This window comes from uncultured Nostoc sp., assembly GCF_964245445.1.
In the GTDB taxonomy this organism is placed as follows: Bacteria; Cyanobacteriota; Cyanobacteriia; order Cyanobacteriales; family Nostocaceae; genus Nostoc.
Genome location: NZ_CAXTNE010000042.1, coordinates 26,470 through 38,657, shown reverse-complemented (window position 1 = coordinate 38,657; position 12,188 = coordinate 26,470). Strand labels below are relative to the sequence as shown.

General features: G+C 41.7%; 10 protein-coding genes. 7 read left to right on the top strand and 3 right to left on the bottom strand.

Features of this window, described 5'->3' with window-relative positions; all coding sequences use genetic code 11:
• Both ACFE90_RS10280 and ACFE90_RS10275 read right to left on the bottom strand, forming a co-directional pair.
• A partial coding sequence (locus ACFE90_RS10280; protein ID WP_375500109.1) for a WD40 repeat domain-containing protein occupies positions 1 to 588 on the bottom strand: 588 nt, incomplete at its 3' end.
• 1 nt (position 589) lies between these two features.
• Positions 590 to 2,155 carry an NACHT domain protein gene (locus tag ACFE90_RS10275; RefSeq protein ID WP_375500107.1) on the bottom strand — a complete coding sequence of 522 codons (1,566 nt, stop codon included), beginning with the start codon at positions 2,153 to 2,155 and terminating at the stop codon, positions 590 to 592.
• A 422-nt stretch (positions 2,156 to 2,577) separates the two neighbouring features.
• On the opposite strand from ACFE90_RS10275, the gene ACFE90_RS10270 reads away from it, so the two are divergent.
• From ACFE90_RS10270 to ACFE90_RS10240, 7 genes are all read left to right on the top strand, one after another.
• Entirely contained in the window at positions 2,578 to 2,787 is a 210-nt protein-coding gene (locus ACFE90_RS10270) for a hypothetical protein (RefSeq protein ID WP_375500105.1), read from the top strand.
• 93 nt (positions 2,788 to 2,880) lie between these two features.
• Positions 2,881 to 3,606, top strand: coding sequence for a GDSL-type esterase/lipase family protein (locus tag ACFE90_RS10265; RefSeq protein ID WP_375500103.1), 726 nt, complete (start codon positions 2,881 to 2,883; stop codon positions 3,604 to 3,606).
• A 122-nt stretch (positions 3,607 to 3,728) separates the two neighbouring features.
• The gene (locus ACFE90_RS10260) at positions 3,729 to 4,163 is read left to right on the top strand and encodes a hypothetical protein (RefSeq protein WP_375500101.1); all 435 of its coding nucleotides are present in this window, start codon (positions 3,729 to 3,731) and stop codon (positions 4,161 to 4,163) included.
• 555 nt (positions 4,164 to 4,718) lie between these two features.
• Positions 4,719 to 6,008: a cation:proton antiporter gene (locus ACFE90_RS10255; RefSeq protein WP_375500099.1), complete on the top strand. Its 1,290-nt coding sequence runs from the start codon at positions 4,719 to 4,721 to the stop codon at positions 6,006 to 6,008.
• A gap of 568 nt (positions 6,009 to 6,576) precedes the next feature.
• Entirely contained in the window at positions 6,577 to 8,787 is a 2,211-nt protein-coding gene (locus ACFE90_RS10250) for a cation:proton antiporter (RefSeq protein WP_375500097.1), read from the top strand.
• Positions 8,788 to 8,792: 5 nt separating this feature from the next.
• Positions 8,793 to 9,275, top strand: coding sequence for a hypothetical protein (locus tag ACFE90_RS10245; protein WP_375500095.1), 483 nt, complete (start codon positions 8,793 to 8,795; stop codon positions 9,273 to 9,275).
• A 66-nt stretch (positions 9,276 to 9,341) separates the two neighbouring features.
• Positions 9,342 to 10,175 (top strand): AMIN domain-containing protein, encoded by an 834-nt coding sequence (locus ACFE90_RS10240; RefSeq protein WP_375500093.1) that lies wholly within the window; start codon positions 9,342 to 9,344, stop codon positions 10,173 to 10,175.
• A gap of 84 nt (positions 10,176 to 10,259) precedes the next feature.
• On the opposite strand, the gene ACFE90_RS10235 is transcribed toward ACFE90_RS10240, so the two are convergent.
• Complete coding sequence (locus tag ACFE90_RS10235; RefSeq protein WP_375500091.1) at positions 10,260 to 12,179, bottom strand: transketolase C-terminal domain-containing protein; 1,920 nt, start codon at positions 12,177 to 12,179, stop codon at positions 10,260 to 10,262.
• Positions 12,180 to 12,188: the final 9 nt, after the last annotated feature.

Below are 12,188 nucleotides of genomic sequence, written 5' to 3'. Positions count from 1 at the left end.
TTCTTCTCCTGTTATTAGATTCCAGATTTTAAGGGTGGAGTCAATTGAAGCAGAAATCACCTGCAAGCCATTAGAAGTGACGGTGACTCCACTTACCCCGGAAGTATGACCAGTGAGGGTACGTAGCAAGCGTCCTCCTGGTGAAATTAAGCTAGGAGTCAATGGACACAACCAGGGGAAACTTGTTAGTTGCTTTGCTTGTGCCAATAATGCCTGAATTTCCTCTGGCATTTTCTGGCTTGATAAACGTCCCCACAATTGACTCGCTAATTGTCTCTCATCCGTTGCTAAAATATGCGCTGATAGTTGCAGTGTTCCTTGGATAAATTTTAGTGCCTTTACTTTCTCCAGGTTATATTTGGAGTTTTCTAATACCTCTAAATCGTCAACCAAATCATAATCTTCAATTAGCGCTTGCACTCCAAACTCAGGATGGTTAATCTTTGCGCTTAGGAAATTAAAATCAGCCAGAGTTTGGTAATACTTCTGCAAATTTCCCGACTTCATCGAGTTTGGCGCTAAACTACCCAAGTAAGCACGTTGAAAAGCAGGACTTTGTGCCGCTAACTTGTCAGCAAATTTTCCCATCTCACGCCACCTTCCTTTCAAGGTAGTCCACAATACGTTGATTAACCTCTTGAAATTGCTTCCGTTTGGAATCTAGAACCCTTTGTGCTTTCAAGAAGTCTAAAAAACTAGTGTGATAGATGCTGTAGCACTTTTCTCCCTCTATATCTTGCAACTTCAAATACTCAACCCACTCATTTAAAACTGATTGCACATCATATTCATCCTGTTCAGTAATCTCCGCTATCATCTCACAGGGAATTGGTGTGCCAATCTCCACTAAAATAAACAGGATAAATACTTTTACTACTTGGGGTTTTTCATCCATTCCCATCTGTACCCAATGAACTTGATAATAGTCCTGAAGACCATCAGGTAATTGCTTTAAATTCAGATCATTATAATCACCCTTAGCAATTCCCGACAAAACATAGCGCAGGTACATGAAATTATTTTCACTCTTAGTTGCTACCTGCTCTACAAAATCGTTATCAGAAATATTGCGGTCTTTAATCCATTGTCTAAGTGCATTCTTATAGTCTTGATCGCCATTCAAAAAAAACCGAATATATTCTTTAATATCTTCACGACTCAAATTAACATACTGACTTCCCCTTAAATCTAGCTCCTCTACCGGGACATCTGGTGTAGACAAGCGTTTTTTATCTCTAGTATAGGGTCGTCTAGTTAACACAAAATATACATTTTCAGGAAGCGACGGTGGTAAATCTAAAAGATTCCCCCCTGCTTCTTGTTCCACTTCATCCAAAGCATCAACCACAATTACCAGACGATCGCCAGCAGTCAGTTTTTTGCTAACCTGTTCTAGTAAATCTGCTAAATTAGCCTTCTGGGCATTCTGCAACTGGTAACGCTTAATTAATTGTTTGCGAATACTTTCAAGAAATAGCTCCGGTCGATTGCGACCATCGGAGCGAATATTAAAATAGCATGGTGCTTTATTGTCCCAGACGTATTTAGCAGCAATGCTACTCTTCCCCATCCCTGCATCACCCACCACTGTAAAGTAACCACTGCAATTTTTGTCACAAAATTGTTGAAATGCGTCAAAAACAAACTGACGACCGCAAAACGAGCGATTTTTTTCTCTAATTAATGACTTGAATTCTGCTGGATACTCGTCTAAATTCCATTCAGGGAAAGGCTCAAATTCTTTGGATTTAGTTGTTTTGGCAACCTTAATAAATATTTCCCCAAACTCCTCTAACTGCGAGCGTAGTTCAATTCTCTTCAATTGGATATCAAATTCTGAATCCTTCCCATGCAAAAACTTTTCTACTTCCTTGTAAAAACCCAAGGGATTATTTGAAGTATAAGCACTCCAAAAAGCATTTTTAATTTCTCTTTCTCGAAAAAGATTCAGCAGTACTTTCTGCTGCTCCACACCATACTCAATTAAAGAATAAACATAAACACCATCAACATCTTTAGGTGGTTGTACTGGATCAAACTTGAATTCCTTTAAGAGTCTGACTACAGTTTCATTGCGTTGAGCTTGATTAATAACTAGAGAAGCCGCAGGTTTAGCAATACTTTTAAGTGCATTAACTACAGGGTCAATATTCATCTTAGCTAGCAGTAGATATAATTTTTAGACTTATAACTTATCCTAACGACTGATGCCAAAATTAAGCAAATACACAGTTATATAATAGCGATACCTTTCCTTCTCTACGAGAGGCTGCGCCAATGGAACGCTACGCGTAGCTTGCTTAAGAGTAAAAGTACGATAAGCTGCGCTAACGCTCCCTCTTCTCTCTTCCTCAGCGTCCTCTGCGCCTCTGCGGTTCGATTCTCAGACTCATTTAGCGCACTATGAGCGCTCACTTATACCTAAAATCAAATGAAACATGGTGTCGCAGCTACGCCCGTCGTAGACATTGCATAGACGTTTTCAGTATCAAACCCCAAACTTGAGCTTTTAAACCGCAAGTTTCAGCATAAAAGGTGCAACTTTCAGCATAAAAGGCGCAACATTCAAGCTCAAAGGTGCAACGTTCACCCTCAGAGGCTCAACATTCACCCTTAGAAGCTCAACGTTCACCTTCAGAGGCTCAACTATTCACCCTCGGAGGCTCAACGTTCACCCTCAGAAGCTCAACCTTCACCCTCGGAGGCTCAACGTTCACCCTCAGAAGCTCAACCTTCACCTTCAGAGGCTCAACTGCAACAATATTAACTTTACAACCATATCAATAACTAGAAACCTGATATATGCTTGGACACTAAAGATAGCCATCTATGGTATAGAAATGTATAGAATCTTGTAAAGATATAAAATATAGTTGTTAAATGCACACATTTCTTGCTTCTTCCTCAATGCAGCTGTCTGTACCACCAAATCACTTTCAGCCCATGAAGATTGTCGCACTGGGAGACAGCTTAATTTATGGATTTGGTGATCCAGAAAAAGGAGGTTGGATTGAGCAACTACGGCGATGGTGGATGTTGCCGGATAGTGCGGGTCATGTTCTTTATAATTTAGGGGTAAGAGGCGATCGCACGCAACAAGTAGCCCAAAGACTAGAAGTTGAATTTCGCCACCGAGGTGAACTGCGAAATCGTGTTCCCGACTTGATTATTTTATCAGTAGGCGTGAATGACTCAGCGCGGTTGGCGCGTCCCGATGGTCGAAGTTACACAGATTTTACATTGTTTGAAAAAGAAATTGCTTCTCTGCTAGATTTAGCACAGCAACTATGTCCTGTGTTATTTGTAGGCATGGTGCCAGTAAATGAAGCCAAGATGCCATTTTTAGATTGTTTTTACTATAATCATGCCGATCAGTATCGCTACAAAGAAGCAACTCTAATTGCTTGCACCAAACGGCAGATTCCCTATTTAGATATTTTTGAGCAATGGATGGAACGTGGTGAAAATTGGCGGCTTAAACGCTTGAGTGAAGATGGTCTTCATCCCAATACACTGGGTTATCAAGCTTTGCTAGAAGATGTGATCAATTGGGATGCAATCGCAACTTACCATTCTAAATTTGATTACCACTTTAAGCCATCATAATCTGATAAATATCTTGATGCTTTGGGGCTAACCTAATATTCTCGTATCTCCCATCCTTGCAAAAAGCACTACAAGCTGAATTTTTAAATCCATCTTTTCCCTATTTTTTAGTAAGTACTTTTATGACACCAACTTTATTTGGTCGTTGGCAAACTCGATTATTATTACTTGCAACGGTGGGCGTACTTGTGTCTTTGCCCTTTGTAATGGGTTTGATTGGTTCTAGTGCTAACTCGGTTTATTTTTGGATACTTGGTTATGTTGCCGTCTTTGGCTTAGGTTGGGATGTGCTTTATAACTATCTCCAAAAATTCCGATGGGATAGAGATTGGCCAGCAGCCTATCAACTTTTAGCTGGTATATGGGAATTAGTATTTGTGTTCTGTGGAGTAAAACTATTTGGCTTTTTACCAATACCTATACCTAAAGAAGAACTACCTTTATCAGTTTTTTTATTGCACTATACCGTCGTGTGGCTAGCAGTTTTTATTAGTTCACAAAGCCTGATGCGAATTATCTTTCTCCGTTGGCGTTTCCAGGGTGGGGAATGGTTGTAATATCGTGTCCGCAAATGGCCTAACCCCCTAACCCCCAACCCGTGGCGGGAAGGGGGAAAAATTCAAATAAGCGTATTGGTTTATGGGGGAGCAACGCGATTTTGTGAGGTGCTAAAAATTAGGGGTATAAATGACCTGTTTAATAGTGCGATCGCAGCGAAATCCCTGTTTTTATTGAGAATCTAGCTATGTAACTGAGAATTAAACACCGATCTCACTTTTTCGCGTTGCTCCCGTTTATGGTGTACACACAAGCTTCTTGAGGTGTTACGCCAATGTATCAGCTTGTTAGGCTAATACATCGGTTTGTAAAAATTAACTCACAGATGGCGGTTTCGGTTTGGATGCAATATGTTGTATTAACGTACACTTGTATGCATTTTTACGAACAATAGAGCAGTTCTAGCAACTGCTCTATCTCATCAAATTAAAAATAGCTATCTCATGTTTCCAAAATTGGTACTTGTGCTGATGTAGTTATCTATGAGAAACACAGGACAAGCTTTGGAGTTTGGGGAGATTGTTCAATGCAGAGACGCAAATTAAGGAAGTGTAATGTCAAATTTTGATCTGGTTATTCAGCTATTTCTGCAACTCACAGTTATTTTAGCCACATGTCGCATCGTCACGATTTTAGGACGCCGCTATCTTGGTCAAACCGATGTTGTTTGCGAAATGATTGCAGGCGTAATGCTAGGCCCATCACTTTTAGGATTGATTGCACCGGATTTTCAGCAATGGCTGTTTCCTAAGCTTCCCATTATCACTGCTGTAGGACTGAAGATACCCAACCCATCAATGTCGATTTTATATGCTATTAGCCAGATTGGGTTGGCAATTTATATGTTTTTAATTGGTTTAGAGTTCAACACCAAATTATTAAAACATCATATCAAAAGTGCAAGTTTGCTATCTGCTGCCGGGATTATCACTCCTTTTATTTTAGGAGCGATCGCATCTTTTTGGTTTTATCACAATGGCGATTTCTTTCAACCAATAGTAACGCCTTGGTCAGCCGCTTTGTATCTAGGTGCGTCGATGACAATTACGGCTTTTCCTATGTTAGCTCGCATTCTTTACGAACGCGGTCTTGCACAAACCCGCTTCGGTACTTTGGCTTTAGGCGCTGCATCTGTAGATGATGCAGTTGCTTGGTGTTTGCTAGCGATCGTGCTTGCTAGCGTGAAAAATTCTCTGAGCATCGCCATATTAGCAATTGGTGGTGGCATTTGCTACGTGCTATTTGCAATTTTTCTCGCTCAACCTCTACTAAAAGCCTTCACACGCATGACAAAACGCGATACAGGTGTGAATAAACAAACTCTGACTTTAATGTTGATAATTTTGATGTTTTGTGCATGGTTTACCGATGTCACAGGCATCTATGCAATATTTGGTGCTTTTGTGCTAGGAGCAGTGACACCACGGGGAGAATTTGCCCAACAAATTCGCCAATATACGGAGTTTTTAACTACTTCTTTTTTGTTACCGATATTTTTTGTCTTCTCTGGACTGAATACTAAAATCGGATTAATAAACACACCTACTTTATGGGGAATTACACTTTTAATTATTGCGATCGCAATTCTTGGCAAAGGTGTTGCTTGTATGTTGGCTGCAAAATTGGCAGGGGAAAATTGGCGCGAATCTGCAACTATCGGCGCTCTAATGAATGCTCGTGGGTTGATGGAGTTAATCATCCTCAATATTGGTCTTGAACAAGGTGTAATTACCCCCACTTTATTCACTATCATGGTTATTATGGCAGTCATTACTACACTCATGGCATCACCACTAATTGCCTTTTTGTTGCAAGGTACAAGCTATGATAAATCTCCTATTTAAGTAAATTTAAATATAAAATTAATTACTTATTAATTAGGTAAGATTATTTATTCAACTCTGTTTATAGCAATCCTAAATAGTTGATAAATAAAGATATTTCTAACTTCTTTAAAAGTTGGGTATCTGAGAAGATGTTTGAAAAGTCATGATTGATGTATCAAATATTTTTTACTCCACCCTCCCCCTCCCCTTGTAAAGGGGGAATTAAGGGGGGTGATTAAAATCGCAGCCAACCACTTTTCAAACAACCTCTGAGCCACTTGGTGGAAAGCAAATTAAATAAAATTGCCATATAACCGCTAATTTGTTTGTAGTAATGTTTAAGCCTACTACAAACTGACTACCTATTAACTAGTTTTCTTGCTATTGTTAATTCGGAAGTTATTCGAGATGTAGTTCCTAAAATCATCAGAATTGATGTTTTATGGCTGCAACTGCATCGTAACAATAATTCATATAACAATGAACCACAAATTACTCTTGGTTGTATCTACCAAGCTTGCTTGACATTTCCCAGTCTTTTAAAGAATTATTTTAGGGAAACCAGATAGTTAATTTTAAGGAAACCATGCACATAGTTATTCTCGTTCTGGTTGAAGTGCTGATTGTTATTGGGCTTTCCCGGCTAGTAGGGCTAGGATTCCGTTCTATTAAGCAACCACTGGTAATTGGTGAGATTGTCGCCGGGATTATGCTCGGCCCATCTTTACTTGGTTTAGTTGCTCCCGATATAGCAGTTTCCTTGTTTCCACCAGAAACTATTCCTTTTCTCAATGTTTTGTCTCAGGTGGGACTAATATTTTTCATGTTTCTGATTGGGCTAGAACTAAATCCCAAATACCTCAGCGGCCAATTAGAAGTAGCTGTTTTAACTTCTCATGTCAGCATTTTAGTGCCGTTTTCTTTAGGAACATTGCTAGCGGTGCTACTTTATCCCCTAGTTTCCGATGCAAGTGTATCTTTTACCGCCTTCGCCTTATTTTTGGGGGCGGCGATGTCGATTACTGCCTTTCCGGTGTTAGCACGAATCATTACTGAAAACAACTTACAAGGAACGCGTTTAGGAACGTTGGCGTTAACTTGTGCAGCAGTAGATGATGTTACAGCTTGGTGTGTATTAGCAGTTGCGATCGCAGTTGCGCGAACTGGTAACTTTGCTGGTGCTATACCCACGATTATCGCCAGCATCGTCTACATCGGCTTGATGTTGACGGTGGGACGTTGGTTACTCAAAGGCCTTGCCAAACACTACCTCCGCGCAAGACGACTCAGCCAGGTGCTGCTAGCTGGGATTTATATGGCAGTGGTTGCGTCGGCATTAATCACCGAACTAATTGGGATTCACTTAATTTTTGGGGCATTTTTGCTGGGAGCAGCCATGCCCAAAAATGAAGATTTAGTGCGGGAATTGGCAGTAAAAACCGAAGATTTTGTTTTGATATTCTTGCTGCCCATATTTTTTGCCTACAGTGGCTTAAAAACACAGATTGGCTTGCTCAACCGTCCCGAATTGTGGCTTTTGTGTGCTTTGGTTTTAGGAGTGGCGATCGCAGGTAAATATGTTGGTACTTATGTAGCAGCCCGTGTCAGTGGCATTAACAAACGGGAAGCCTCGGCACTCGGTTGGTTAATGAATACTCGCGGTTTAACCGAACTGATAGTATTAAACATTGGTCTAGAGTTAAAAGTAATTTCCCCCTTAATATTTACCATGCTGGTAATTATGGCATTGGTAACTACATTTATGACCTCACCACTGCTGGAATGGACATATCCGAAAAAGCTGATCAGGTTAGATGTTGTGGAACGCGAGTCAGAAGCAGAAACAGGTATAGATACCTCTGCTGGAGGTGAAACTTCCCCTCATCCTTTCCGAATTTTAGTGCCAGTGGCTAATCCAAGTACCCAAAAAGGTTTAGTACAGTTGGCAGTAGCGTTGGCAGAGCCCACCGTAGGTATCGCTCTCAATTACCGATATTCTGCCATTGTTAACCCTCTTAGCCTGATTGAATTTCAAGAAGACTATGCTTTTGAAAGTACCCCAGTTGAAGCAGACCGATTAATCGCCCAGCGCCACCAGCAGCTACAAGAATTGATTAATACTCTCGAACCGCCAGAAACTCGTTCTTGTGTGCATCCTATCGTTCGCATATCCAGCAACGTTGCCCGCGAAACAGCACAGATTGCCACATTAGAACAAGCTGATTTAATTCTCGTCGGCTGGCATCGGCCAGCTTTTAGTAGTAATCGTTTAGGTGGACGAGTCGGACAAATACTTACCACTGCCCCAGTGGATGTAGCAGTGTTTGTAGATAAAGGCAAAGAGCAATTAGAAAGTTTATTGGTACCTTATTCAGCCAATATCCATGATGATTTAGCACTAATACTAGCTCTGAGACTGCTAATCAATCGTGAGACTTGTATGTTGCAGATATTACAGATAGTAGCAAATCAAGCCAAGGAAGAATTAAGTTACGAACTGCACACAATGATGGAACAATTACCGAGTAGTGTACGCGATCGCATTGAAATCAAAATTCTCGAAGCCCCAGAACCAATGCAAGCCGTAATTCAAGCTTCAGAAGGTGTTGACCTAACTATTGCTGGCACCAGCCGCGCTTGGGGTATCGAGCGCCAAACCTTGGGAAGATATACAGATCAACTAGCCATCCAATGTCGTTCCTCCCTGCTGATTACCCGCCGCTACAGCCAAGTCACCGCTCACCTTGCCTCTATGCTTCCTCAAGTTAGTAGTCAAGAGCCAACATTGAGGAGTTGAAATTCATGAATCATTTCAACTTCAAATCTTTAACTTTTTACGGAGTAGCAATAATTTCAGTACTACTGTTGTTTAAAACTGTCAGTGCTTACGGAGAAAACAATCTCAAGGCTCCTCCTCCAGTTAGCGGTCGGTATCGTTTAACTCTAGCGGAGAATTTGCCTAACTGTGAAAAATCGGATACTCTGACGTTAAACATTCAGCAATCGGGTATTTACTTAAATGCCTCTGTATTACCAGCAAACGCTAACGCTGATACTGACAAAAAGCACTCTCTGGCAGGCATCTTCCGAAATCAACAGTTAAATTTATCTGGAAAAGTTGGTAAATCAATCCTTTGTAATATTCCTCGCACCCAAAATGATCCTCTGAATTCAGTCACAATTCAAACGCAACTTGTGGATAAAGGTAATATGACAGGCCAGTTAACCGTAAATGGCATTCCACAACCTCTGAAATTTACTGCTGTACCCCAAAAAGCTAATTGAATTGGGGAGTGGTGAGTAGGGATTGGAAGAGCGCATTATATGGGTTTTATGGAGCAGATAAAAAGAATGGATCAGGGACTAAAGACTAGGCAATTTTGCCAATGGCGCAAGCAGCTATTTAGCATCAGTCTATTAGGCTTTTGTGCAGCGATCGCCCTTGAAACTTGCACTACTGCTGCGACACCAGTGGCAAAGCTAGATAATTGGCGTTTTTCCCCCAAGACACAGCAACTCGAAATCACCCTCTCAGCAGGCACAACCCCCCGTTATTTCTACCTAGCCCACCCATCTCGGCTTGTTGTAGATTTACCGAATACTAAGTTGGGCAAAATTATTACACAACAAAATTATTCTGGAGCAATTAAAAGCATTCGTGTTTCTCAGCTGAACGCAAATGACACACGCATTGTCCTAGATTTAGCACCAGGGGCTGTTTTAAATCCCAAACAGATACAACTACAACCCGTTTCCCGAAAAAACTCCACTCGCTGGGTGTTACGTCCGGTTATTTCTGGTAAAAAAACTACTGCCGTAAAACCAGGAAAGTCCGCACCTTCAGCCAAGAAACAACCTCAAACACTCCAAAAGCCGCCTAGTAACCTACCCATAACTACTAATCCACAATCGCCCTTACTCACAGTTCCGACTCCATCCAATCAACTGCCCTCAACAACTACTACTAACTCAGGGCAGCCTTTTGTCACCGTACCTCCTTTAAATCCAAATACATCCTCTCAACAACCTGCTTCGATTCTTCCCCCTCCTTCTTTCCCAAATCAACTCGATAATTTAAATAACATTCCTCCTTTGGGAATATCAGAATTTCCAGTTCCAAGAATCCCTAATGCTCCCGAACCGCAAATCATTGAGTTCGGTCAACCTTTGCCTAAAACCAAATAAAAATACGGAATTGGGCATGGGGCATGGGGCATGGGAAATCGAACCAATGTCCCATTTGCTATGCGCTATGCCCTAATAAATGAATTATTTTTTTCCAATTAACTCCTTCACCTTGTTGATGATGCCGACTGGATCGATACCTTGATATGGGTACTGTTCCCACAAACCGCCGCAACCTTCTTTATAAGTTCCAAGATGGGCATATTTGGGAGTCAACCCCCGCTCTAGCAGCCAAGAGCCGAAACGACTACCTAAGCCAGTGCGACGGTTGAAGGGTTCTACTACAAGCACAAAAGGAGCATTACCAACTTTGGTAATTATTTCTTCATCAATGGTGTTTAAAGTTGGTTTGTTAATTAAACCAACGTCTAACCCATCTTGCTTAAGACGCTCTACAGCATCAACGGCACGGTAGAGAGCATCGCCAAAACTGATAATGTAGCCTTGCGTCCCTTCTCGTATAACCTCATCTTTACCAGGAACAAATTTGTAGCCACTTCCAAAGAAGTCATTGCCGTTGCTGTCCTTAATGTTGGGCACTTTGGAACGGGTGGAGAAAATAAACCGCAGTCCCGGCTCAAAGAACACAGCTTCTACACAAGCTGTCATTTGATTATTATCTGCCGGGAAGTATAACTGTGTTGGGTAGCCATCATCCAAGCCATTGTCAGCAAACATATTATTTATACCAAAGTGGCAGCTGTTATCTGCCATGTCATCTATACCCGCATGGGAAAAATGACACAGAACATTGGAATAGTTCAGCCGTGCCATTGTGATTTCTGAGATACACATTTCTAAGAAGGCACTGAAGGTCGCAAAAATACCTTGCTTGCCCTCGTCCATCCCGAATCCGGCCATAGCAGAGAAGTTGCTCCGTTCCATAATGCCGGAGGAAATAAATATTTCTGGGTATGTTTCATGAATTATCTTCAAACCGCAGGAGCCTTCTAAGTCGCTATCAATAACCTTGACTTTTTCTTTACGCTCCGCTTCACTCATGCGACTGAGGACACCCACCACAGCTTCACCAAACACACTACGGTTAGCGCCCCATTTGTCACCAGAACCCAGAAACTTATATGTTTGTTTGGGTTTTTCAATACTTTTAAGGTATTCGACAGCCGCAGTTTGTCCGCGAGATTCTAGATACTTAACTGCTAAATCTACAGGAATCACATCATGGCCATGAATGGAACCTTCTAAACCTTCAATACCAGGACACATTGGGCGTTTATTGATTAGAGCGATCGCTCCAGGAGTATTCACAGCTTCGCTCAGGCGATGGTATAAATCGTCTAAGTCTTCCCCGTCTCCCTGAAGTACTTTCAACCCGTGACCTTCTAAGGTTTTGGCGACACTAAAACCAGGTAAATATTTAGAAGGATGTCCAGCGATCGTGACATCATTATCATCAATGAGCAGCTTGACGTTAAGATGTTGAGCAACAGCCAAACGAGCAGCTTCGGCATCATTGCCTTCTTGCTGCGAACCATCAGAACCGAGACAGAAAACAGCCTTGCCTGGATTCGCCATTGCCACACCATTGATGTAAGGCCAAATATGACCCAGGCGGCCAGAACTAAATTTCACACCAGGAGTTAGTTTTAGTTCCGGGTGTCCCGGTAAATTGGAATGTACTTGCCGATAATGTAAAAGTTGCTCGGCAGGTAAATCACCATGCAATGTTGCCATCAGATATTGAGTGGCAACTCGATGTCCTGCCTCATCAAAGAAAATCTGTACAAATTGCTCCGATGCCCCCCGGAAAAAGGCATCGAGAATCATCACCTCTGGGACTGTATCGTATGGCCCCCCAGTATGACCGCCGACTCCGCTAGCAGAGCCAGTCGCTGTAAAAAAGACGATCGCATCTCGGCAAAGTTGAATATTCGCTTTGAGAGTATCTCGTTGTTCAGCAGTGAGGCTGGAATTTGCCGGATTGAGCGCTAAAGGTTTGTAAGCACCGAGATCAATTGGAAATTGGGTGTTCATAATAGTCATGGTTTCTTG

Bases quoted from the DNA above. Each gene is read 5' to 3' on its own strand.
- ACFE90_RS10275 (WP_375500107.1), bottom strand. From the start codon at position 2,155: ATGAATATTGACCCTGTAGTTAATGCACTTAAAAGTATTGCTAAACCT.
- ACFE90_RS10265 (WP_375500103.1), top strand. From the start codon at position 2,881: ATGCACACATTTCTTGCTTCTTCCTCAATGCAGCTGTCTGTACCACCA.
- ACFE90_RS10260 (WP_375500101.1), top strand. From the start codon at position 3,729: ATGACACCAACTTTATTTGGTCGTTGGCAAACTCGATTATTATTACTT.
- ACFE90_RS10255 (WP_375500099.1), top strand. From the start codon at position 4,719: ATGTCAAATTTTGATCTGGTTATTCAGCTATTTCTGCAACTCACAGTT.
- ACFE90_RS10250 (WP_375500097.1), top strand. From the start codon at position 6,577: ATGCACATAGTTATTCTCGTTCTGGTTGAAGTGCTGATTGTTATTGGG.
- ACFE90_RS10245 (WP_375500095.1), top strand. From the start codon at position 8,793: ATGAATCATTTCAACTTCAAATCTTTAACTTTTTACGGAGTAGCAATA.
- ACFE90_RS10240 (WP_375500093.1), top strand. From the start codon at position 9,342: ATGGATCAGGGACTAAAGACTAGGCAATTTTGCCAATGGCGCAAGCAG.
- ACFE90_RS10235 (WP_375500091.1), bottom strand. From the start codon at position 12,179: ATGACTATTATGAACACCCAATTTCCAATTGATCTCGGTGCTTACAAA.